Below are 23116 nucleotides of genomic sequence, written 5' to 3'. Positions count from 1 at the left end.
AATGGGAGCAATGGCATTATTGGCAGCAGCAATCGTAGCAGGTTTGGGCGCATTTGGTGCAGCGATTGGTAACGGTATGGTTATCAGCAAAACAGTGGAAGGAATGGCTCGTCAACCTGAAGCTAAATCTACTTTGCAAACAACTATGTTTCTCGGTGTTGGTCTGATCGAGGTACTTCCGATCATCGGTGTCGTTCTTGCGTTCATGTTCTTTGGTAAGGCTTAATTGAATTTATAAAAGAAATGGCGGGGAAGGCCACAGCCGTCCGCGCCTTCTTTTTAGCCCTGATGATGGGTAAGAGAACGCATTACGGATGTGCTTCGGAAAGGAGTGACTTAGATTGGAAATCGTATGGGAAAACACCGTCATCGCAATCATTGCGATCGGGATTTTATACTTCTTGCTTAACAAATACGCATTCGGTCCTCTGTTCTCCGTAATGGAGAAACGTCAGGAACTGGTGCAATCGCAGCTAAACGAGGCTGCTCAGACTCGCGAACAAGCGGCTGTATTTATTGAGGAGCAGAAAGCAGCTCTTCAAGAGGCACGCAAAGAAGCTTATGAAATTATTGAACAGTCCAAGCAAACAAGCTCCAAGCAAGCTGCCGAATTGCTGGATCACGCGAAGGATGAAGCAACTCGTCTTAAAGACGAGGCGGTTCGTGATATTCAAAGTGAAAAGAACAAAGCCGTGGAACAATTGCGCAGCGAAGTGGGTGCTGTATCTGTGAAAATTGCTTCCAAGCTGATCGAAAAAGAAGTAAGCGAAGACAAAGTACAAGGCGAACTGGTTGACCAATATCTGAAAGAAGTCGGTGGCCGCTCATGAGTCGCGACATCGTAGCAGCTAAACGGTATGCTAAAGCGTTGTACGAAATTGCTGCACGGGATGGTCAAACTCTGGAGATCGAAAATGAATTGAAAGCACTAGTGTCCTCTTTTTCAAATGAAAGTGAGGTTGGACATTTCCTTTCTTCTCCCAAGATCTCTGTTGAAGAGAAATGGACAGTTATTTCCCGTGCTATTGAAGGCAAATTGTCTAAGCCAGTTATATCTTTGACTAAGCTTCTTATTGAACGGGGACGCGTTGAACTATTGCCAGAGCTTTTGGTTGGGTATATCAAAATTTCCGGTGATGCTCAAGGTGTAGCTAATGCTACCGTGTACAGCACATATGCCCTGAATGATGAAGAGCAGAAACAAGTTGCTGCAGAATTCGGTAGTCTCGTAAACAAGAAGATCCGTGTTGAAAATGTGATCGACAAGAGCTTGCTTGGCGGTATGAAAGTAAGAATTGGCGATACGTTATATGATGGTAGTTTGGCAGGCAAGCTGGAACGGCTTGAAAAGTCTTTTCGAAGACAAGCACTGTAGATAGGGGTGAAACACTTGAGTATCAGACCTGAAGAGATCAGTACACTGATTAAAAGTCAGATCGAACAATATAAATCAGAAATCGAAGTGGCCGAAGTTGGCACAGTTATTCAAGTAGGTGACGGTATCGCCCGTGTCCACGGACTTGAGAATGCTATGGCTAACGAACTCCTTGAGTTTGCAAACGGTGTTTACGGCCTTGCGCTCAACCTTGAAGAAAGTAACGTCGGTGTCGTTATTCTTGGTCCATATAGCGAAATTCGTGAAGGCGACCAAGTAAAACGTACAGGACAAATCATGCAAGTACCAGTAGGTGATGCTCTGCTTGGGCGTGTTGTAAATCCGCTTGGTCAACCAGTTGATGGTAAAGGCCCAATCGAAACAACTGAATTCCGTCCAGTAGAGAACAATGCACCAGGTGTAATTGAACGTAAATCCGTTCATGAGCCTATGCAAACAGGTATTAAAGCTATCGACGCCATGGTTCCAATTGGCCGCGGTCAACGTGAGCTTATTATCGGTGACCGTCAAACAGGTAAAACCGCTATCGCTATCGATACAATCATCAACCAAAAAGGTAACGGCGTAAAATGTATTTACGTTGCGATCGGACAGAAGCAATCTACCGTTGTTAACGTAGTTGAAACGCTTCGTCGTCATGGTGCACTTGATTACACGATTGTAGTAACGGCTTCCGCTTCTGAACCTTCACCACTCTTGTATATTGCACCATATGCTGGTGTTACTATGGCCGAGTACTTCATGTACAAAGGTGAGCATGCGCTCATTATTTATGATGACTTGTCTAAACAAGCGGCAGCATACCGTGAATTGTCCTTGCTGCTCCGTCGTCCTCCGGGCCGTGAAGCGTATCCTGGTGACGTCTTCTATTTGCATTCCCGTTTGTTGGAACGCGCAGCTAAGTTGAGCGATGAGTTGGGTGGAGGTTCCATTACAGCACTTCCATTTATCGAAACCCAGGCTTCTGACGTATCCGCATATATTCCGACTAACGTAATTTCGATTACGGACGGTCAGATTTTCCTTGTATCCGACCTGTTCTATTCCGGCCAACGTCCTGCGGTTGACGTAGGTATTTCCGTATCCCGGGTTGGTGGCTCCGCGCAAATTAAAGCGATGAAAAAGGTTGCAGGTACACTGCGTCTGGACCTCGCTCAATACCGTGAGCTTCAAGCGTTCTCACAATTCGGTTCTGACCTTGACAAGTCTACGCAAGCGCGTCTGACTCGTGGTTCCCGTATGATGGAAATCCTGAAGCAAGGTGTAAACCAGCCTCTTGCTGTTGAAGAGCAAGTAGTGAGTCTTTACACTGCTGTTAAAGGATATTTGGATGATATTCCACTCAGCGATGTACGTCGTTTTGAATCGGAATTCCTGTCCTTTGTGAAGAATCAGCATGGAGAAGTGCTGCAATCCATTCGTGATACAAAAGATTTGGTTGCTGACAATGAAGCAAAACTTAAAGAAGTTATTGAGAAGTTCAAGAAGGGTTTTGCAACTTCCGTATAACGAATAGCTCGCTTTATAGACCGGCGATCAGCAGATAGCTAATAGCCGGTCTATAGATGAGTATGTGGTATATATGCTTACGAAGTAACTTTGGCTTTGCCAAAGTTAAGCTAATCCTTACGAAGTAGTTTTGGCTACGCCAAAACTTGAAGGTGGTGAAATCATGGCAAAAGGGATGCGCGAAATTAAGCGTCAGATCAAAAGTGTTCAGAATACCCGTCAAATCACGAAAGCGATGGAGATGGTAGCCTCTGCTAAGCTGAGAAAAGCTCAGGACAAGGCGCAAGCCTCACGTCCGTACGCTGAGAAGCTTAAGGAAGTGGTGTCCAGTATCGCAGCTGGTTCGAGCGATGCCAGACATCCGATGCTCGTCTCACGTCCCGTGAAACGTACGGCTTATATTGTTATTACTTCTGATGGCGGTCTCGTTGGTGGTTATAATGCGAACTTGCTCCGGAACACGATCGAATTTATTAAAGAAAGACATTCCTCTACAGAGGAGTATGGTCTCTTTGTAATTGGTCGTAAAGGACGCGATTATTTTACCCGTCGCAATTTGCCGGTCGTTCAATCTATAACTGAGTTGTCTGACACACCTAAATTCGCTGACATTAAGTCTCTCGCATATGCTGCTGTTCAAGGATTTGAACTTGAAGAATATGACGAGGTATATCTTTGCTACAGTAAATTTATCAATGCCATTACGCAAAAACCTACGGTCGATCGACTGCTTCCTTTTGAAAGTGTCGAGCACGATGGCGGAACGGCTGAATACGAGTATGAACCGTCACCGGAAGCTGTATTAAGTGTATTGTTGCCTAAATATGCAGAAACGCTTATTTATGGTGCATTACTTGAAGGTAAAGCGAGTGAGCTTGGGGCGAAGATGACAGCAATGGGTAGTGCGACGAAGAACGCTTCGAAAATGATTAACGAACTAACCCTGACATACAACCGTGCACGTCAAGCAGCAATTACTCAGGAAATTACGGAAATTGTTGCTGGAGCGAACGCGCAAAGCTAATAGAGCTGATTTAGGAGGGAACAAGATGAACAAAGGACGCGTTGTTAGTGTAATGGGTCCGGTCGTTGACATTGAGTTTGAACGTGGGCAACTACCGGAAATTTTCAACGCTATTAAAATAGTGAAGCAGGGCGCTGAAGATGGTTCTGCCGATCTGATTCTGGAAGCATCCAATCATCTGGGCGACAATCTGGTTCGTTGTATCGCAATGTCCTCAACAGACGGACTCGTACGCGGAACAGAAGCAGTAGATTTAGGAGCTCCAATTTCTGTTCCTGTTGGTGAAGCGACGCTTAGCCGGGTATTTAACGTACTTGGTGAAACGATCGACAACAAGGGCGGAGTAGCAACAGAACTTAGAAATCCAATCCACCGCGAACCTCCTAAATTCGAGGATTTGTCTACACAATCCGAGATTTTGGAAACTGGAATTAAGGTTATCGACTTACTCGCTCCTTATGCAAAGGGTGGTAAGGTTGGTCTCTTCGGTGGTGCCGGCGTAGGTAAAACCGTAACAATTCAAGAGTTGATTAATAACATTGCCCAAGAGCATGGCGGTATTTCTGTATTCGCAGGCGTTGGGGAACGTACTCGTGAAGGTAATGACCTTTACATGGAAATGACAGAGTCCGGCGTTATTAATAAAACAGCGATGGTGTTCGGTCAAATGAACGAGCCTCCTGGTGCGCGTCTTCGTGTAGCATTGACAGGTCTGACAATGGCGGAATATTTCCGTGATCAAGAGGGCCGTGACGTGCTTCTGTTTATCGATAACATTTTCCGGTTTACCCAAGCCGGTTCAGAAGTATCCGCCCTTCTAGGACGTATGCCGTCTGCCGTAGGTTACCAGCCTACACTCGCAACAGAAATGGGTCAGCTTCAAGAACGTATTACTTCAACCAAAAAAGGTTCAGTTACGTCCATTCAGGCGATCTACGTTCCTGCGGATGACTATACTGACCCGGCTCCAGCGACGACGTTTGCTCACCTTGATGCAACGACAAACCTGGAACGTAAAATTTCCGAGAAAGGGATTTTCCCTGCCGTGGACCCGCTGGCTTCCAGCTCACGTATTTTGACTCCGGAAATTGTAGGCGAAGAGCATTACAATGTAGCACAAGGCGTTAAGCAGCTTCTGGCTCGTTATAAAGAGCTTCAAGATATTATTGCGATCCTCGGTATGGATGAATTGTCCGAGGATGATAAATTGCTCGTAGCGCGTGCACGTAAGGTTGAACGCTTCCTGTCGCAACCTTTCCACGTAGCAGAACAGTTTACAGGGTTTAAAGGTAAATATGTACCAATTGCTGAAACTGTACGCAGCTTCAAAGAAATTCTCGACGGTAAACACGACGATCTTCCGGAAGCAGCTTTCCTCTTCGTAGGTACGATTGAAGAAGCTGTTGAGAAAGCGAAGACACTGTAATAGTGTAGCGTCACGTAACACGCACCGTTAAGGTGGATGCTTCAGAAATGAACGTCCCACGAACAGGAGGGATGAAGTTGAGCACCTTTTTATTAGAAATCGTCACACCGGAGCATATCGTCTTTTCACAAGATGTGGAGAGCTTGACTGTGCGCGGACTTGAAGGGGAACTTGGTATTTTACCAGGCCACATTCCTTTTGTGACACCCCTGCAGGTTGCTCCAATCATGGTTAAGACCGGGGGAAAAACAATTACGATTGCCGTGCATGGCGGATTCGTTGAAGTGCAAAGCGATAAAGTAATCATCTTGGCGGAAAGTGCAGAGCTGCCGGAAGAGATCGACGTGGAACGGGCTGTCGCTGCTCGTGAACGGGCTGAGCGGAGATTGTCCGTCAATCAGGATCGTATCGATCATCGCCGTGCGGAGCTGGCTTTACAAAGAGCGATCACTCGGATTAGTGTATCCGACAAGGCTAAACATTAAATCTAATCCGGTAATGTGTTTTAATGTTACCGCAAGAGCCGGGCATCTACACGATGTCCGGTTTTTATTATGGCTTTAGCCAGTTATCGTAGTGAAGCTTATAGCAAAAAACGATTTACAATCAATACAAGGAGAGTATCCATGATATCCTGAAGCAACATGCGGACAAGGTGCCTTTTAACAGTGAGCGTGGGAGAATTAGTTGCAGAAACTACAACTAATATGTGGAGATCCTCCCTCTTGAGCACGAATTAGGGAATTAATTGTACTTGTGGCACTTAAATTCCGAAAACTGGCGATTTTCACTGATTTAGATGTACTTTGTGCAACTACGTTTACCTCAACAAGTAGGATAGGTGTGGGGTGGAAAGTTTACAGCCTGCCTTTAACAACGGATGAAACCCCATACCCATCCCTCCAAACTCAAGTATGGAAATCGGAATCAGCAAAAGGACGCTGTCAGGCGTTTTTCTTAGAAGTAAGTTATATATTAGTATTTGGGTTAAGTATATGTTAAGAAATTTAATCAATATGTAAATTATTTCAAAAATTAAGACAAGTATGGATTGTGAAAACAAAATAATTACAAACTAGTTAAGAATGGAAGCACTTGCAGGCGAAAGAAAGGCTGGATTATTATCTCGTTGGCAAGTATGATATATAAGGTCTACATCTTACGGATGTAACATCATTATTTTGGGGCGTTGTATGTGTCGATTAACCAATTGTACCTAATTGGCATAAATATAACGTGACGGGGAGGAAACTCATGTGAATCCGGCCGATTCTGTATCCACATCTTTAGGCGTGGGTGGTTTAGCAGGAATTCTCATATCGCTAGCCTGTATTGCCCTGTCCTGGTGGGCGTTGCAAAACCTCAAACTGGATCTGTTTATTCGCCAACCTAAGGGGCCACAAGGGAAACTGCTTCAACTGCTACTAGCTATTGTGCTGGGGCGTTTTGTTGCTGCCTTTGTGCTCGATTACTGGGGTTACACACAAATGCTTCGCTATATGTTCTAAAATGTTAATTTGTTGTAAAGTATGAAATGATGTAAAGTAACTGTGAAATGTAATGAACTAAGGAGAACAATGTCGAATAACATCAAAACATTGTGTCAAGAATGGTGAATAAGGACAATGAGACGTTTTTGTGGCCTAGGCTTTTAGAAATTGCAAATTTTTCAGTTATATGCGATTATTCGACAGGATTAGAGCCTTGTGTACCTTAAATGACAGATGATATGATGAAGTTTAGGGAATGAGCGGGATACCATTTTTCTAACGAGTAGAAAAATAGGTGAAAATGAACGCGCGGAGGGAACCAAGATGAGCAAATTTATCGTCCGCGGTGGCAAAGTACTAACCGGGAACGTTAAAGTAAGTGGAGCTAAAAATTCAGTGCTGCCAATCATCGCAGCATCTTTATTAGGTGAGGAAGGCGTCAGCATTATTCGTGATGCACCTCCACTGGATGACGTGATGACTATTAATAAAGTATTGGAAGCGTTAGGAGCAACCGTTACATATGATCGGGAAGTTATTACGGTCGACGCTCAGAATATTGCTTCCTGTGAGGCTCCGTACGAATGGGTACGGAAAATGCGGGCATCTTTTCTCGTCATGGGACCTTTGTTGACTCGTACCGGTTATACGCGGATTTCGTTGCCGGGTGGGTGCGCTATTGGAACTAGACCTATTGACCAGCATCTAAAGGGTTTTGAGGCTATGGGTGCAGAGATCACGTTGGGTCAAGGTTTCATTGAAGCTAGATCGAATGGCAGATTGCGTGGGGCGAAAGTGTATTTAGACGTCGCGAGCGTAGGTGCAACGGAGAATATTATGATGGCTGCAGCTTTGGCAGAAGGTACGACTACCATTGAGAATGCAGCAAAAGAACCGGAAATCGTCGATCTTGCTAATTATTTGAACGGTATGGGCGCGATCGTTCGTGGTGCGGGTACTGGTATTATTCGTATCGAAGGCGTTGATAAACTGTGTGGTGTAGAGCATACAGTAATCCCGGATCGTGTAGAAGCAGGAACATTTATGATCGCAGCAGCGATGACAGGCGGCAACGTTTTTGTTGAGGGCGCAATTGCGGATCATTTGGGTCCGATTATCTCCAAATTGGAGGAAATGGGCGTTAAAATTGAAGCGCAAGAGAATGGCGTGCGTGTGACTGCCGATAAGCCGCTTAAGGCTGTGGATGTGAAAACATTGCCATACCCAGGATTTCCTACAGATATGCAATCGCAAATGATGGCGCTTCTGCTTGTCTCTGAAGGAACTAGTGTAGTGACAGAGACGGTGTTCGAAAACCGTTTTATGCACGTGGATCAGTTCCGTCTAATGAATGCGGAGATCAAAGTGGAAGGTCGCAGTTCGATAGTAACTGGTGGAGCAAAGCTGAGCGGAGCCAAGGTATGTGCTACCGACTTGCGCGCTGGTGCGGCATTAATTATAGCAGGACTTGTTGCTGACGGAACGACCGAGGTGAGCGGAACCCATCATATTGATCGCGGTTATGTACACCTTGCGGAAAAACTGTCAGGACTCGGCGCAGACATTTGGCGTATTTTTGAAGAGAAGGAAGTAGTGGCTGAACCAGCTAAAGTTTCAGTATCCACACATGGTGAAAAGCCAGTTCTCAAAATACAGCCAACTATGGCATAAAATCATATCAAATGAAGACCATGCTGAGCTTAGTTTTAAGCTCTCATGGTCTTTTTTTAGTAGTAAATTACAGAAGAGGTCGTCCCAAAAGTTATCTAGGATAACTTTGAGGGGCGCTTCTTTTTTAGCAGTGGAAGGGCAAGATATCAGGAAAAGCTGCAAAAATGCAATTTTATAAAAGCAGCCATGAAAGGATGAACAAAAGCCTGCAAAAATGCAGCAATATGGTTCAGAATAGACTAGTTTGAAGAGAATCCTTAGAGAAAGCCTGCACATTTGCAGCAATTTAGGGCATTTAGAGACTTTACATAAACAAAGCCTGCACATTTGCAGGAATTTCAGAAATTCCGCATCATGACACTATTACACTTGAGATACGGTCATAAAATGTGCGGGGTCAAGCGGTGCAGGGATCGTCTTCCTTGCACCGCTATTTCTAGTTTTGACACAGTAAACCTACTTTTGGGACAGACCGTTTTTATCAATATTGTAGATTACTATGCTCCTGAGAGTTCTATCAGATTCATCGCACTCATATCTATAAGTATATTGAGCAAAAAGTATAACGAGGAAAAAGATAGGGTTATGCTCTGGTCAATTCGCTTACAATGCAGCGTGAAGGTGGATGGAGGTACGGTGAGATGGAGGAAATGAAAAATGAAAGAAATATAGATGATAAGAAAACTAATGTCATCACTGTTAAACTGACGGCGGAGAAGCACAAGGGTGTGCGTGAAGCGCAGCATGAATGGGCTGGCCCAGCAGCGAGCCAGCCCATGCAGCCGCCGGCAGCACATAGTGCCGCCGGCCCGGTGCCGGCGCGGCTGCGCCTCGCCCCGGCACCGCGCGCACGCTCCCGAACCTCCTTCCGCCACGGCGGCAGAAGGTTCGGGGCGCTCGCCGCCAGCATGGCGGCGCTAAGCGCGCTCGCGGTGCTGCTGCCTGCGCTGCTTGCGGGCCGCGCACCTGCGCCTGCGGCGCAAGTGCCTGACGCGGCCGCGGCCGCCGCCGCGCAGGCGAATAGCGCCGCCCCGCAGCAAGGCGCTGCTGGCGGCGCAGGGCGGCTCGCTCCTGCGGAGGCCTCGCCTGCAGACGACACGCAGGTGCGCGTATATCTGACGCGTACCCGCACAGTCGAGACGCTGCCGCTCGAGCAGTACGTGACCGGCGTGCTAGCCGCTGAAATGCCGGCAGACTTTGATCTTGATGCGCTTAAAGCGCAAGCCATCGCCGCTCGCACCTACATTATCTCGCGGCTGCAATCGAAGAATACGAGCGGCGTCCCGAACGGCAAGGCCGATGTGGTGGATAGCGTAGATCACCAGGCCTATTTGTCCCAAGCGGAATTGAAAAAATGGGCACAGCAAGGTAAAGAGGCTCAACTAGAAAAGCTTCAAAAGGCAGTGGCCGATACAAAGGGAATAATTATGACGTACAAAGGGAAGCCGATTACGGCGGCCTTTTTCTCTGCCAGCGGGGGCTATACTGAAAACTCAGAGGATTACTGGAACCTGAAAGTCCCCTATCTTCGCAGCGTATCAAGTCCTTGGGATGCCAAAATGAATCCGAAGAACCAGGTAACAGTAACTCTATCTTTAGAGGAGGTATTTGAAAAGCTGGGGCAGCAAATACCTGCCGAGCCCGCTATAAACAACAAAGAGGCTTCTCGCAAAACGTTCCAAATGATCTCTACCACGCCGGGAGGAAGAGTAAACGAAATACGGATTGGCGATAAAGTTTATACCGGTCGGGAAGTTAGAGAGAAGCTAGGCCTGAGATCAAGCCAATTTACTATCAAGGCTAGCAATTCAGAAGTGAAGATTACGACTTACGGAAGCGGGCATGGCGTTGGCATGAGTCAATGGGGAGCCAATGGTATGGCTAAGGAGGGATATACTACCACTCAAATTCTCAAACACTATTACACAGGCATTTCTTTTCAGCAGGCAGGTCAATAATCTGACTCTCATTATCACTCTCGAAAATAAATGATATAAACCAAGTATAAAAGAAGTAGCCGCGGTAACAATGGTTACTGAGGTGATACCAAATGAATGAACAAAATAACAAAAAACAAACCCGTGAGGAATCTCCTAAAAATGTAATGGGAGAGCCGGTAGTACCGGTGTCCGCATGGAAGAAAGTATTGTCGAAGAGATGGGTCTACCCGGCAGCGTACGTGGCAGCAGCGGCAATTATACTAACCTTAGTGTGGGTCTATCAGGATGCCAGCCAAAAGCCAATGGATTCTACACCTGCCAGTGTAACAGATGCTGTGGAGATGCCTGATAAACAGGGCCTGACGACAGAAGAGAGCGGCACAGATGGAACAAAAGCAACTGAAACGATTGCGGTAGCAGAGGATCTGACATGGCCGGTGGCTAATGCTGCTGAAATTACAGTAGTAAAGCCTTTCTATGAGAAAGAAGGAACTGCAGAAGATCATCAGGCAGCGCTCGTTCAGTACAACGACACGTTTACTCCGAATACGGGTATTGACTTGGCTAGAAAAGACAACCAGACTTTCGAGGTCAAAGCAGCGATGGGCGGTAAGGTAACAAGAGTTGAAGAAGTACCGCTGCTTGGTTTTGTTGTAGAAATTACACATGCGAACAATCTCAAGACGGTCTATGAGAGCGTTGCTGATGTGAAGGTGAAGCAAGACGCAGAAGTGAAGCAAGGCGACGTAATTGCAAGTGCAGGACGTAATGAGATCGAAAAGGATCTCGGCAATCACGTGCATTTTGCAATTTATGAAAATGGTGAACTGGTGAATCCGACTGCCGTGCTGCCAAAAAATCAATAAGGTGCTTAAGGGCACTTGAAGAAAGCGGAGAGCTTAGGCTTTTCGCTTTTTTGTCCTGTCAAACAGTATGCACGTAAAAATAATTGGCCTCGCTAAGGCTTGTCATGCTTGTAAACAAAGAATATATAGGCACGCCCCTCATATAATGTACCAAACTATCTCGAGTAGGGAGGCGGGAGCGTGCACGATTACATCAAAGAACGGACGATTAAAATAGGTCGCTGTATCGTGGAAACTCGGCATACAGTTCGGACCATAGCCAAAGAATTTGGCGTATCGAAAAGCACGGTGCACAAAGACTTAACCGAGCGTTTGCCGGAAATTAATCCGGATTTGGCAGACCAGGTCAAGCACATTCTCGAATACCATAAGTCGATCAGACATCTCCGTGGAGGAGAAGCGACAAAAATCAAGTATAAGAAAAAAGGTCAAAATAAACGTGAGGTGATTAGCTCCGCTCATTAATGGGTAAGTATTAAGTTTATTTGCGAGGAATATGATTGAACACATCCCCCAAAGTATGGTATTTTTAAATATGGTATAAGTTTGTGGATAATTATCTGTAATTAGCGATAATAAAAGATTTTTACACCGTTCTGTCGAATGTCGACAATAATGAAAACGCACCTCGATTTTCCACATAACTTACATTTTTGAAAACGTACTTAATGACATTGAAGAACGGTGTCTTGTTTAGGAAAACCGTACTTTCAGATGTCCACAAAATACACTTTGGGGGAGCATCGTGATGATAAGCAAGGATATTGGTATTGATTTGGGCACAGCAAATGTGCTGATACATGTCAAGGGAAAAGGGGTAGTTCTCGACGAGCCTTCAGTTGTAGCGATTGATAGCGATGCAAAGCGAGTGCTTGCAGTTGGAGAAGACGCTAGACGTATGGTAGGTCGTACACCTGGAAATATTATTGCGATTCGTCCGCTCAGAGACGGTGTTATTGCCGACTTTGAAATTACGGAAACCATGTTAAAACATTTTATCGACCGTATTGGGGGAAGAAGCTGGTACAGCCATCCCCGGATTTTGATCTGCGCACCAACCAATATCACTTCGGTTGAACAGAAATCGATTCGTGAAGCAGCAGAGCGAAGCGGCGCTAAAGAGGTCTTTATGGAAGAGGAGCCGAAGGCAGCAGCAATCGGCGCCGGAATGGATATTTATGAACCGAGCGGCAACATGGTTGTCGATATCGGCGGTGGAACGACGGATGTGGCGGTGCTCTCTATGGGGGACATCGTCACGGCTTCGTCTATCAAAATCGCTGGTGACAAATTCGATGCCGCCATTATTAAATACATTAAAACGAAGTACAAGCTATTGATCGGGGAACGGACTGCTGAAGATATCAAAATTGGTATCGGAACAGTACATCCGGGTGGACGAATATCCGAGATGGATATCCGCGGTCGGGACATGGTATCCGGTCTGCCGCTTACGCTTACGATTACTTCTTCGGAAATACAGGAAGCACTGTCTGATCCTGTATCGTCCATCGTAACTGCTGCCAAATCAGTGCTGGAACGCACTCCACCGGAATTGTCCGCAGATATTATTGATCGTGGTGTAATTTTGACCGGCGGTGGGGCTCTGCTTAGTGGGTTGGACGAGCTCCTTGCTGAAGAGCTGCACGTTCCTGTACTCATTGCTGAAGATCCAATGCATTGTGTCGTTAAAGGGACAGGCATTATGCTCGACAATTTGGACAAAGTCATTAAGAAAAAGTTCTAATCCGCCGATAAATATAAGTAGGACTGAAAATAGCCTGTAGTGGCTGTTGTCATATATTGATTAGAACCGGTAGTCAGTACCGAGTTTTGGAGGGTTGTCCATGTTAAGAGGACTCTATACAGCAGCATCCGGCATGATCACAGAGCAGCGGCGTCATGATACGGTGACACAAAATATCTCAAACATTAATACGCCTGGGTACAAGCAGGTGAATGCAGTATCGCATACTTTTCCAGAAGTAATGATTTCGTTAATGGGTGATGCTCAAACTGCAGGAGGCAGCCGCAAAATCGGCAAGCTGGGAATGGGTGTGTTTGCTGAGGAGAGCCTGCCTATGTTTGTGCAGGGAGATCTGTATGAAACGAACAAAACATCGGATTTTTCACTGATTTCCAGTTTAGGATTGACCGATCCGGCAACAGGTCAACCGATTGTGTTTGACGTATCTGGCAAATATGTTACAGAGGATGGCGAAGTGATGTATCGGCCGGAAGCTTTTTTCTCTGTTTTAGATAATAATGATCAGGTTAGATATACTAAGGATGGCAGATTTAAAGTAAATTCAGCCGGGGAATTGCTTACCGCGATGGGATATCAGGTGCTTGATGCTGCTGGCAATCCGATTGTACTTGCTGCCGGTCAAAGTATTGATAATCTCAAGAGCGATAGCATGGGTAGATTGATATCTTATGATAACAACACGCCGCAAGTAGTTGCCACTCTTGGCGTGTCCGTCATCAATAAGCCACAGGAGCTGGTTCGTGAGGGAAATGGCATGTATCGAGCCGATAATGAGGAAGCTGCAGGGATTCGCCAGCTTGATCAAGCGGATGCTGCAGAAGTACGTCAAGGCTACTTGGAAAGATCCAACGTGGACACGGCCCAAGCTATGGTCGATCTGATGGCCGCGCAGCGTGCATATGAATCAAATCAGAAGATTATCCAATATTATGATAAGAGCTTGGACAAAGCAGTTAATGAAATAGGACGTATCTAGGGGGTGTCGAATGAATAATTCCATGATTAGCGCTATGGTATCTATGAGTGGAATCCAGCAACGTCTGGATTTGCTCTCCGACAATATTGCGAATATGGATAACGTGGGTTACAAGCGTAAAGAAGCTTCTTTTGAAGATACTTTGACACGAGTTCAGAAGCAAACATCTGAAATGCAGCTGCCAGGCCGCGCGACACCGTCAGGTTTTAATTTAGGTTTTGGCTCGCGAATGTCTACAATTGCAACCAACTTTACTCAAGGATCAATTAAAGAGACAGGCAACGAGACGGATCTGGCGATTGAAGGAAACGCATTGTTTGCGGTTTTAACAGGGGACGGAGTTAAGGCGTACACTAGAGCGGGTGATTTTCATATTCAGCCTGATCCTCAAAATCCAGAGTCTGCTTACCTGGTTACTAAAGAAGGCAATTATGTATTGAATGCAGATGGCGATCGTATCACTGTTCCAGCTGGTTCCAAGTTGCAAATTAGCAGCGAGGGTATCGTTCTGGCCGCTACCGGTACGGAAGTCGTAAGTGCTGGTCGCATTCAGCTTCTTACGCCTATTCGGCCTCATGCACTGGAACAAATGGATGGGAATCTTTATGCACTGACTTTTGGAGCAAATGAAGGGGATGTTCTTGTAGATACAGCTTCGTTGCCACAAGAGCAGCGTGCCTCACTGCGTCAGGGAGCCGTTGAAGCCTCTAACGTAAATCTAACAGACGAAATGGCGGAATTGATGCAAGTTCAGCGTGTATACCAGCTTGCGGCTCGTGCACTGACTTCTAGTGAAACGATGATGAGTTTGGCCAACAACCTCCGCGGTTAGGTGGTAGTCTAATGGCCAAGAAAAATGAAGAAGTCACAAGACGCTCTGGATGGAAAGTGCTTTTGCGTCTGGTATTAGTCTTGCTGCTTCTTATTATTGCACTGGTTGGCGGTATGATTGTAGGTTACACTGTGTTTGGAAAACAGGATATGAGTGATGCTCTGCAATGGAGCACTTGGAGGCATGTATTCGATTTGGTATTTGCTCCATAACTGCATTTGTTAATGATAAATAATACAATAAATGTGACATTTGTTACCGAATACTCCCGAAATACGGGAGTTTTCTTTTTATATGCGGAAAATGTATAATGATGTAGGACTGTATGCACAAGATGATACAAAAGGGCTCTATCCGAGCATCGGTATATTACCGGTTCACGGATAAGCCCCTTATCTTAACCTTCGCTTCTGCAGGCACGAAGGATAGTTACAGTGTTGCCGTCCCTTACAATCTTTATACAATGAAGACTGATCATGAAATGACAAGTATGAATTTGAACATTAGAATAGTTGGAAAGGAGAATTACATATGTTGGATGTTAAACAAATTCAAGAAATTATTCCCCATCGCCCACCGTTTTTGCTGGTTGATCGCATTATTGAGATGGAGGAAGGCAAACGAGCAGTAGGAATCAAAAATGTGACCATCAATGAACCGTTTTTTACAGGTCATTTTCCGGAATATCCCGTTATGCCTGGTGTTCTGATTACTGAAGCCCTTGCTCAGGTAGGAGCGGCTGCTATTTTAAATGTAGAAGCTAATCGTGGGAAAATCGGTTTTTTGGCAGGGCTGGATGGATTCCGTTTTCGCGGGCAGGTTGTTCCAGGAGACACGCTTCGTCTCGAAGTAGAAATTACTCGTCTCAAAGGCTCTATCGGCAAAGGCCATGCTGTGGCTAAAGTGGAAGACAAGGTTGTAGCCGAAGGCGAAATCATGTTTGCTTTGTCCTGAGCTGCATGCATTTGTATTAGAATAATACTGGATAGAAACTTAGACATAAATCCAAGGAGGAGTACAAACCATGGCTGAACTTAGCTTAGCGGTTAAAGATAAACTAGATAGTTGGTTAAATGATGCTTCCATTGATGAAAACACCAAGCAGGAGCTGCGTGATCTTGAGAGTAATCAGGCAGAGCTTGAGGATCGCTTTTATCGTGATTTGGAATTTGGAACCGGCGGTCTTCGCGGAGTCATTGGAGCGGGGAGTAATCGAATGAATCGTTATACGATCGCTCGCGCAACTCAAGGCTTTGCTAAATATATTTTGGAATCACACGGTGACAAAGAAGGTCAACCTTCAGTAGTCATCGCACATGATTGCCGTCATTTTTCACCGGAATTTGCTCTTGAATCAGCATTAGTTCTGGCAGGCAATGGAATCGTGGCCAAGCTGTATCCATCACTTCGTCCAACTCCACAATTGTCATACTCTGTCCGCAAGTTATCCGCAACAGGTGGGATCGTAATTACAGCCAGCCATAATCCTCCTGAGTATAATGGGTTCAAAGTATATAATGCTACTGGATGTCAGCTCGTACCGTCTGAGGCAGAGCGTGTAATCGAGAATATTCAGAAATTGAATTCATTGCAGGAAGTCAAACGCTTGAGCCGTGAGGAAGCTGAGTCCAAAGGACTTTTGGTATGGTTGGGTGAAGCGGAAGATGAGGCATTTGCAGACACAGTGGCAGGAGCAAGTGTAAACCCTGAGTTAATGGCATCTGGTGCAGCTAATGATCTGGTTGTTGTATTCACACCATTGCATGGAACAGGTAATATTCCAGTACGTCGTGCACTTGAGAAAATAGGCTTCAATAACGTTCATATTGTAAAAGAGCAGGAACTTCCTGATGGTAATTTTACAACCGTTAAATCTCCAAATCCCGAGGAACGGGAAGCATTCGCTATGGCGATTGAGCTTGGAAAGACGATCGGAGCTGATATTCTGATCGGTACTGACCCTGACGCAGACCGTATGGGCGCGGTTGTTAGAACGGCTGATGGAGAATATGAAATTTTAACTGGCAACCAATCCGGTTCAATTCTCGTTCATTATGTATTGAGTCAAATGAAGGAACATGGCAAGCTTCCAGCTAATGGCGCAGTAGTTAAAACGATCGTAACTAGTGAACTTGGCGCATCAATTGCCCGTCATTATGGCGCTACAGTGTTCAATACATTGACTGGATTTAAATATATTGGTGAGAAAATGAACCAGTTTGATGAATCGGGTGAGTACACTTATTTGTTCGGTTACGAGGAAAGCTATGGCTATCTCGCCGGCAACTATGCCCGTGATAAAGATGCTGTGGTAGCTTCCACCCTCATTTGTGAAGCAGCTGCTTTTTACAAGCAACAAGGCAAAACGCTGATTGATGTACTGGAAGAATTGTACCAACAATACGGTTACTATCGCGAGGCGCTCGCTTCACGTACTTTGAAGGGTAAAGATGGTCTGGCCCAAATCGGAGCATTGATGAATGAGTTCCGTACTAATCCTCCGAAGCAAGTCGCAGGCATTACAGTTTCTGAAGTGCTTGATTACTCGCTAGGTCTTGATGGCTTGCCACAAGAAAACGTATTGAAGTTTTTGCTTGAGGATGGTTCATGGTTCTGTCTGCGTCCATCTGGTACAGAACCAAAAATCAAATTCTATTTTGCTGTTCGCGGCACTTCGGGAGAGGACGCTGAAGCCAGAATTAACCGTCTTCAGGAAGAAGTATTATCACGCGTTGACGCTTGATTTGCTGTTTTAATTGGATTCAGGGTGTTGGGATAATGCGATTACAGTAATGGCTTTGCACGCACTATTTCATGTTTTTATGATCATTTGGTTAAATTAGCAAAGACAACTATTATTGCTTTAACCAGCATCTCCAACACCTATGTTTCCAACAAAAATTGTCTTTATAGTCATCATGATCTAATTTGATTTTAGCAGTTATTTTTTACACACTTGAGGAGGTACCCTTTGTGATTCAACGTTGGCAGCGGTGGAATAACGCTTCCCGCAAATGGTTATGGATACTTGTTATTGTCGGAATGGTGTCTTCCTTACCTGTGATCTATGAGCGGGTGCAGACGGAATCGTCTGCAGACAAGGTAGAGTTTGTTTTCAATTATCGCGGTTTGTTAGATGTAGCAACCTATCAGGCAAACCCGAGTGCATATTTAGATGAACAGCTTGATCGTTTGAAAGAGGCTGGCATTAACACAATGGCGATGTTTGAAAGCACGCTTGATGAATTGTCAAAGGCGCGGCGCATTATGGTTTTCAGTGCACTTGATGTTGCCAAAATGAATCAATCCCTTATTTCTGCGGATGGCAACTACACATACATTGCTTTTACGGATCCTGAATACGCGGAGAAGCTCTCTCCGATGATTGAGGAGTCATTCCGGAAAATAAATGTAACTGTGTCGCCATGGCACAATCAGAATTATTCCGGTCTTGTGATTGGGATGGGGATGGATGAAGCATTGCTGAAGCCCTTGCCAATTGATCCTGTAGCTATAGCGATGCTGCGGGAAAAAGGCTTTAATATTTTACCTAGATTGTCAGACAATATTGCCTATGATCAAGCACAAATGGAAGAAGAACTTTCGTTTTTCGCTGAACAGGGAGTTACACGTATTTTATTTGATGGCGAGGCCGTAAAAGGCTACAAGGATAATGAATCCATGAACAGCCTGCAAGGATTTGCAGACTTGCTAAAAGAGCATAACATTGGAATTGCTGTGATTGAGGGCTTGAAAGCTCCACAAAAAGGTTTTAACAAATTGGCATATTTAACTGATTATAACGTGGTGCGTTTGCATTCACTGCCTGATACTGATGCTAGTCAGGATACAGCTACTTTATCAGATCGTTTTGTTCTCGCTACTAAAGACCGGAATATTCGCATGATCTACTTGAATGTGTCACCATCTAAGGATGCATCCAAAGCAGCGGTTACGAACCAAATCGATAATCTGATCAATACCCTTCAAGAGCCGGGTAAAGCTATTAAACGTATTGAGAATAACGGATTTGAATTTGGTCAGGCAGAAGCTTTCCATGTCTATGATTCATCGTGGCAGACATATTTGAAAGCCTTGGTTGTTCTAGGCGGAATTGCTTTCTGTGCGTTACTTGTGTCGATCTATGTTGCACCGTTAACTCTGATTTCGTTCTTTATCGGACTGCTGGGAGCTGCAGGATTGTACGTGCTAAAAACTACACTATTGGAGCAAACTCTTGCACTGGCTGTTGCTATTAGTGCTCCGACGATTGCGATGGTACTAGCAGTACGTAAAGTAAAAGACATTAATCATTCTCATCCTGAAATTTCAGGGAGCAGAAGATTGACTCATACGATCGTTTTATATGTTAAGACATCGTTGCTGTCATTGGCTGCGGTACCATTTGTAATTGCGCTGCTTAACAATATTACCTACAGTCTGGTGCTTGATCAGTTCAGAGGAGTTAGCCTCTTGCACCTTGCTCCAATTTTGCTAATCGCCATTTACGTGTTCCTATATCAGGGTACATCGGTATGGCAGGAATTGCGCCAATGGCTTCGCATGCCGATTACTCTGCTATGGGTAGCGGTTGCGGGAGTGCTTGGTGTGGCAGCACTTTATTATCTGTCCAGAACTGGCAATGCAGGAACTCTCCTTCCTGGGGAAGCGATGTTCCGTTCCTTCCTGGAGAACACCTTTGGCGTGCGTCCGCGCAACAAGGAATTTTTACTTGCGCACCCATTGTTCCTGGTCGGTATTTTTGCGGCGTTCCGTTACAGATTTGCTTTATACGCTATGATCATTGCAGTTATGGGACAATTGTCGATGGTGGATACATTTGCTCATATCCATACACCAGCCAAGCTTTCACTTATTCGTGGTGTCCTTGGGCTTGGTATGGGACTCATCGTCGGCTTAATCGCAATATTAATTTGGTATATTATTGAAAGGTGCTGGGATAAATGGTCACCAGGACTTCGCGAACAATAGTTCTTTCTGGATATTACGGATACCGTAATAGTGGGGACGAAGCAGTGCTACAATCGATCCTTACTGCTTTGAAGGAAGCAGGCGAAGAATCCGGGACCGATATTAAGCCTGTAGTGCTCTCGATTGACCCAGAGTGGACTAGCCGTACTTATGGTGTAGAAGCTGTACATCGGATGAAATTAGGGGATGTAAGGAAGGCTATAAAGAACAGTGACGGTCTTATCAGTGGAGGCGGAAGTCTGCTGCAGGATGCGACAGGACTTGGATCAATTCCTTATTATGTTGGGGTTATCAAGCTGGCTCAGTGGTTGCGTAAACCGACATTTATTTATGCACAGGGAATTGGGCCGGTAAATCGAAAGCTGTTCTATCCGCTGATCTCCTCGGCATTTCGTCGCAGTGAATATATTTCTGTCAGAGATTCTGAGTCGGCTGAATTGCTTCGCAATATGGGCATCGATCATAGAGACATCAATGTTGTGCCGGACCCGGTTATGGGAATGATTTTGTCTGACTCGGGTCAAGACCTTAACCCAACTGACGAACAGGAGTTGCCTGTGATCGGTGTATCGGTCCGCTTCTGGAACCCTGATCGGACCGAGCTTGCGAAGCTGGCCGAAGGCCTGGCTGCGCTTAGCCGCCGCAAATCGGTGCATATCCGTTTTCTGCCGTTTCATTTCCCAGGTGATGACGAAGCATCGCGCTTCTGTCTCGAACGCATCGGAAATGTGGCAGAACACGGAAGCACTGTCAGCATTGCGGCGGAGACGGAGCATCCGCAGGAGATGCTCCGGGAGGTGAGTCGCTGCCAGCTGCTCATCGGCATGCGGCTCCACAGCTTGATCTATGCGGCTTCGCAGGAAATTCCGCTCCTCGGCATTTCATATGATCCGAAGATTGATCATTTCCTGGGTCGCATTGGCAGCGTACCGATCGGTACAAGCGATGACCTTGATCCAAGGATTGTTGCTTCGCAAGGGGAGCGGCTTCTCATAGAAGGAGAAGCATGGCGTAATGCACATGCTGCAAAAATTGCTGGACTGAAGCGAGAAGCAAGATTGCCTGCGCATCGCATCGCTGAATATTTACTAAGCAGGGGATGAACAGGATGAATACGAAAGAAAATCATACTGTACCTACGGTTTCTGTATTTGGTGTTTCCGTTAGCAAATGGAGCATGGCGGATACGGTGGAGCATTTGGCGCAGGCTGTGGCATCAGGGTCTCCGCATCACGTAATTACGGCAAATCCCATTATGATGATGGCAGCTATCGAGAATCCGGAGTACAAGAAAATGATGCAGACCGCTGAACTGATCGTTCCGGATGGAACGGGCCTCGTATGGGCCGCGCGAAAAGGCGGAGAACCGGTTGCTGAACGTGTTCCGGGCTTTGATCTGCTGCATGAGCTCATGAAACGGGGAGATCGAGGCGGCTGGAGAGTTTATTTGCTTGGCTCAGCCCGCGAAGTAATTGAAGAAGCCTCGTGTAGATTAAAAAATCAATACCCTGGAGTGTTAATTGTTGGATGTCGTGATGGCTACTTTGGCCCTGATCAGGATGATGAAGTAATCCGTGATATTGTGAATGCTGCTCCTCATTTATTATTTGTAGCTCGTGGCGCTGATACACAGGAGCCATGGATTGCCAAGCATAAAAAAACGCTTGGTGTACCCGTAATGATGGGGGTTGGAGGAAGCTTTGACGTTATTTCCGGACGAACGAAAAGGGCGCCGAAATTGTTCCAAAAACTTCGGATTGAATGGCTTTATCGATTATTGAAGGAACCAACTCGCTTCCGTAGAATGCTTGCGCTGCCGAAATTCGCTATCCGGGTGATGCGTGAGGGAGAAAACCTAACGAAAATGAGCTAATTAATTGAATTTTCGCGTAAAACGGCGTAAAATTACCTAATTACGAGTTTGGTCTTTCTCCTGAAACAGAGTATAATTCATTCCGGTAGAACAAATGGAGGTTGAATTACTAATGTGGATGATCTATACCATCGGGTTTATCGTCACAATCGTTTTGGCGCTGGGTCTGACGCCACTTGTGAAGAAGTTTGCTTTCAAGGTTGGGGCAGTAGACGTGCCTAATGCACGAAAAGTGCATACTAAGATTATGCCGAGACTTGGTGGACTAGGTATTTATTTATCTTTTATCATTGCGCTGTTCTTATTGCTTCCGTTTCTTCCTGATACTCTTACAGTACGTGAAGTTAATTTCATCAAAGCCTTTCTTGTTGGCGGGTCGATGATTGTATTGCTTGGCGCGCTTGATGATCGTTTTGATTTGCCTGCGAAGCTGAAATTTATTATTCAGATCGCTACGGCATGTGTCGTAGTGTATGGATTTGATATTCGAATCGAGTTCGCTAACATCCCTTTCCATACTTATTCTTCGGTTGAGAGCTGGATTGCGATTCCGTTCACGATCTTATGGATCGTGGGTGTAACAAATGCCATTAATTTAATCGATGGCCTGGATGGACTAGCAGCAGGTGTATCTGCTATTGCGATTGGTACTATTGCTGTAATGGCCTTCATTATGGGGAATACTATTGTTGTATTGCTGTGTCTGTTACTACTCGGAAGCATTTTGGGCTTTCTATACTTTAATTTCCACCCGGCCAAAATTTTTATGGGTGATTCGGGTGCGTTATTCCTGGGTTTCTGTCTGGCCATGTTATCTCTCTTGGGCTTTAAGCAGGTTGCCATCGTATCATTCCTGACACCATTAATTCTCATAGGTGTTCCATTATCTGATACTTTATTCGCGATCCTGCGTCGTTGGATGCAGAAGAAACCAATCTTCTCACCGGACAAAGGTCACTTGCATCACTGTCTGCGTGAGCTTGGATTCAGCCATCGTCAGACGGTACTAATCATTTATGGGATTGCTGCATTTTTCGGAGTTCTCGCGATTATTCAGTCGTCAGCGGCCATGTACAATGCAAACTGGGTGACCTTCGTTGTAATTTGTGTCATGATGTTCTTCCTGCAAATCGGAGCCGAAGTGATCGGCCTGATCGGCAAAACCAAACGCCCAGTACTCAACTTTATCGCCAGATTGCGTATGAAGGTTAGTGAAGAGCGCGGATCGAAGTAAATCACTCAAGAAATCATGAATATAGGTTACTAGCAATTATTATGAATATAGTATTTAATCATAACGGACAACCCCCACTTCAGGAGATGAGGTGGGGGTATTTAATTTGTAAAAAAAAG

At 45.5% G+C, this 23116-nt stretch carries 22 protein-coding genes; all 22 read left to right on the top strand.

From position 1 onward, the window contains the following. Nucleotide 1: 1 nt before the first annotated feature. The 22 genes from atpE (at nucleotide 2) to BLS49_RS15735 (ending at nucleotide 22997) form a co-directional block, all read left to right on the top strand. Nucleotides 2–226 carry a F0F1 ATP synthase subunit C gene (gene atpE, locus BLS49_RS15840; RefSeq protein WP_091232603.1) on the top strand — a complete coding sequence of 75 codons (225 nt, stop codon included), beginning with the start codon at nucleotides 2–4 and terminating at the stop codon, nucleotides 224–226. Nucleotides 227–341: 115 nt separating this feature from the next. Then, on the top strand, nucleotides 342–830 hold the full coding sequence (gene atpF / locus BLS49_RS15835; RefSeq protein WP_091232600.1) for a F0F1 ATP synthase subunit B: 489 nt from the start codon (nucleotides 342–344) through the stop codon (nucleotides 828–830). Then, nucleotides 827–1375, top strand: coding sequence for a F0F1 ATP synthase subunit delta (locus BLS49_RS15830; RefSeq protein ID WP_091232597.1), 549 nt, complete (start codon nucleotides 827–829; stop codon nucleotides 1373–1375). Before atpF ends, BLS49_RS15830 begins: the two co-directional genes overlap by 4 nt. 15 nt (nucleotides 1376–1390) lie before the next feature. Beyond that, nucleotides 1391–2905, top strand: a complete 1515-nt coding sequence (gene atpA / locus BLS49_RS15825; protein ID WP_091232594.1) for a F0F1 ATP synthase subunit alpha — start codon at nucleotides 1391–1393, stop codon at nucleotides 2903–2905. 163 nt (nucleotides 2906–3068) lie between these two features. Beyond that, a complete protein-coding gene (atpG, locus tag BLS49_RS15820) occupies nucleotides 3069–3929 on the top strand; it encodes an ATP synthase F1 subunit gamma (RefSeq protein ID WP_091232588.1) in 861 nt (286 codons plus the stop codon). 25 nt (nucleotides 3930–3954) lie between these two features. Then, a complete protein-coding gene (gene atpD, locus BLS49_RS15815; RefSeq protein WP_091232585.1) occupies nucleotides 3955–5355 on the top strand; it encodes a F0F1 ATP synthase subunit beta in 1401 nt (466 codons plus the stop codon). Between the two features lie 77 nt (nucleotides 5356–5432). After that, complete coding sequence (locus BLS49_RS15810) at nucleotides 5433–5840, top strand: F0F1 ATP synthase subunit epsilon (RefSeq protein ID WP_091232582.1); 408 nt, start codon at nucleotides 5433–5435, stop codon at nucleotides 5838–5840. 771 nt (nucleotides 5841–6611) lie between these two features. After that, nucleotides 6612–6863, top strand: a complete 252-nt coding sequence (locus BLS49_RS15805; RefSeq protein WP_091232579.1) for a DUF1146 family protein — start codon at nucleotides 6612–6614, stop codon at nucleotides 6861–6863. A 306-nt stretch (nucleotides 6864–7169) separates the two neighbouring features. Next, a complete protein-coding gene (gene murA, locus BLS49_RS15800) occupies nucleotides 7170–8516 on the top strand; it encodes a UDP-N-acetylglucosamine 1-carboxyvinyltransferase (protein ID WP_091232575.1) in 1347 nt (448 codons plus the stop codon). A gap of 641 nt (nucleotides 8517–9157) precedes the next feature. Next, a complete protein-coding gene (gene spoIID, locus BLS49_RS15795; RefSeq protein WP_245742471.1) occupies nucleotides 9158–10474 on the top strand; it encodes a stage II sporulation protein D in 1317 nt (438 codons plus the stop codon). Between the two features lie 92 nt (nucleotides 10475–10566). Then, nucleotides 10567–11322, top strand: a complete 756-nt coding sequence (locus BLS49_RS15790) for a M23 family metallopeptidase (RefSeq protein ID WP_091232572.1) — start codon at nucleotides 10567–10569, stop codon at nucleotides 11320–11322. A gap of 180 nt (nucleotides 11323–11502) precedes the next feature. Continuing rightward, entirely contained in the window at nucleotides 11503–11787 is a 285-nt protein-coding gene (gene spoIIID / locus BLS49_RS15785) for a sporulation transcriptional regulator SpoIIID (protein ID WP_091232569.1), read from the top strand. 283 nt (nucleotides 11788–12070) lie between these two features. Then, a complete protein-coding gene (mreB, locus tag BLS49_RS15780) occupies nucleotides 12071–13069 on the top strand; it encodes a rod shape-determining protein (protein ID WP_091232566.1) in 999 nt (332 codons plus the stop codon). 100 nt (nucleotides 13070–13169) lie between these two features. Beyond that, nucleotides 13170–14066 (top strand): flagellar hook-basal body protein, encoded by an 897-nt coding sequence (locus tag BLS49_RS15775; RefSeq protein ID WP_091232562.1) that lies wholly within the window; start codon nucleotides 13170–13172, stop codon nucleotides 14064–14066. A 10-nt stretch (nucleotides 14067–14076) separates the two neighbouring features. After that, nucleotides 14077–14898 carry a flagellar hook-basal body protein gene (locus BLS49_RS15770; protein ID WP_091232559.1) on the top strand — a complete coding sequence of 274 codons (822 nt, stop codon included), beginning with the start codon at nucleotides 14077–14079 and terminating at the stop codon, nucleotides 14896–14898. Nucleotides 14899–14909: 11 nt separating this feature from the next. After that, the gene (locus tag BLS49_RS15765; protein WP_091232555.1) at nucleotides 14910–15110 is read left to right on the top strand and encodes a DNA-directed RNA polymerase subunit beta; all 201 of its coding nucleotides are present in this window, start codon (nucleotides 14910–14912) and stop codon (nucleotides 15108–15110) included. A gap of 319 nt (nucleotides 15111–15429) precedes the next feature. Beyond that, nucleotides 15430–15852, top strand: coding sequence for a 3-hydroxyacyl-ACP dehydratase FabZ (gene fabZ / locus BLS49_RS15760; RefSeq protein WP_091232552.1), 423 nt, complete (start codon nucleotides 15430–15432; stop codon nucleotides 15850–15852). 70 nt (nucleotides 15853–15922) lie between these two features. Further along, the gene (locus BLS49_RS15755; protein ID WP_091232549.1) at nucleotides 15923–17641 is read left to right on the top strand and encodes a phospho-sugar mutase; all 1719 of its coding nucleotides are present in this window, start codon (nucleotides 15923–15925) and stop codon (nucleotides 17639–17641) included. A 230-nt stretch (nucleotides 17642–17871) separates the two neighbouring features. Further along, nucleotides 17872–19890: a DUF5693 family protein gene (locus BLS49_RS15750; protein WP_091232546.1), complete on the top strand. Its 2019-nt coding sequence runs from the start codon at nucleotides 17872–17874 to the stop codon at nucleotides 19888–19890. Beyond that, nucleotides 19863–20993: a polysaccharide pyruvyl transferase CsaB gene (csaB, locus tag BLS49_RS15745; RefSeq protein ID WP_091232539.1), complete on the top strand. Its 1131-nt coding sequence runs from the start codon at nucleotides 19863–19865 to the stop codon at nucleotides 20991–20993. Before BLS49_RS15750 ends, csaB begins: the two co-directional genes overlap by 28 nt. 5 nt (nucleotides 20994–20998) lie before the next feature. Then, on the top strand, nucleotides 20999–21763 hold the full coding sequence (locus tag BLS49_RS15740; RefSeq protein WP_425432156.1) for a WecB/TagA/CpsF family glycosyltransferase: 765 nt from the start codon (nucleotides 20999–21001) through the stop codon (nucleotides 21761–21763). Nucleotides 21764–21875: 112 nt separating this feature from the next. Further along, nucleotides 21876–22997, top strand: coding sequence for a glycosyltransferase family 4 protein (locus BLS49_RS15735; protein WP_091232533.1), 1122 nt, complete (start codon nucleotides 21876–21878; stop codon nucleotides 22995–22997). Nucleotides 22998–23116: the final 119 nt, after the last annotated feature.

It is taken from the genome of Fontibacillus panacisegetis (assembly GCF_900102215.1).
GTDB lineage: Bacteria > Bacillota > Bacilli > Paenibacillales > Paenibacillaceae > Fontibacillus > Fontibacillus panacisegetis.
This window is presented reverse-complemented; position numbering and strand designations above follow the sequence as displayed.

Excerpts from the sequence above, each read along its gene's own strand:
- atpE (WP_091232603.1), top strand. The coding sequence starts at position 2 with ATGGGAGCAATGGCATTATTGGCAGCAGCAATCGTAGCAGGTTTGGGC.
- BLS49_RS15830 (WP_091232597.1), top strand. The coding sequence starts at position 827 with ATGAGTCGCGACATCGTAGCAGCTAAACGGTATGCTAAAGCGTTGTAC.
- atpG (WP_091232588.1), top strand. The coding sequence starts at position 3,069 with ATGGCAAAAGGGATGCGCGAAATTAAGCGTCAGATCAAAAGTGTTCAG.
- atpD (WP_091232585.1), top strand. The coding sequence starts at position 3,955 with ATGAACAAAGGACGCGTTGTTAGTGTAATGGGTCCGGTCGTTGACATT.
- murA (WP_091232575.1), top strand. The coding sequence starts at position 7,170 with ATGAGCAAATTTATCGTCCGCGGTGGCAAAGTACTAACCGGGAACGTT.
- spoIID (WP_245742471.1), top strand. The coding sequence starts at position 9,158 with ATGGAGGAAATGAAAAATGAAAGAAATATAGATGATAAGAAAACTAAT.
- BLS49_RS15790 (WP_091232572.1), top strand. The coding sequence starts at position 10,567 with ATGAATGAACAAAATAACAAAAAACAAACCCGTGAGGAATCTCCTAAA.
- mreB (WP_091232566.1), top strand. The coding sequence starts at position 12,071 with ATGATAAGCAAGGATATTGGTATTGATTTGGGCACAGCAAATGTGCTG.
- BLS49_RS15775 (WP_091232562.1), top strand. The coding sequence starts at position 13,170 with ATGTTAAGAGGACTCTATACAGCAGCATCCGGCATGATCACAGAGCAG.
- BLS49_RS15770 (WP_091232559.1), top strand. The coding sequence starts at position 14,077 with ATGAATAATTCCATGATTAGCGCTATGGTATCTATGAGTGGAATCCAG.
- BLS49_RS15765 (WP_091232555.1), top strand. The coding sequence starts at position 14,910 with ATGGCCAAGAAAAATGAAGAAGTCACAAGACGCTCTGGATGGAAAGTG.
- fabZ (WP_091232552.1), top strand. The coding sequence starts at position 15,430 with ATGTTGGATGTTAAACAAATTCAAGAAATTATTCCCCATCGCCCACCG.
- BLS49_RS15755 (WP_091232549.1), top strand. The coding sequence starts at position 15,923 with ATGGCTGAACTTAGCTTAGCGGTTAAAGATAAACTAGATAGTTGGTTA.
- csaB (WP_091232539.1), top strand. The coding sequence starts at position 19,863 with ATGGTCACCAGGACTTCGCGAACAATAGTTCTTTCTGGATATTACGGA.
- BLS49_RS15740 (WP_425432156.1), top strand. The coding sequence starts at position 20,999 with ATGAATACGAAAGAAAATCATACTGTACCTACGGTTTCTGTATTTGGT.
- BLS49_RS15735 (WP_091232533.1), top strand. The coding sequence starts at position 21,876 with ATGTGGATGATCTATACCATCGGGTTTATCGTCACAATCGTTTTGGCG.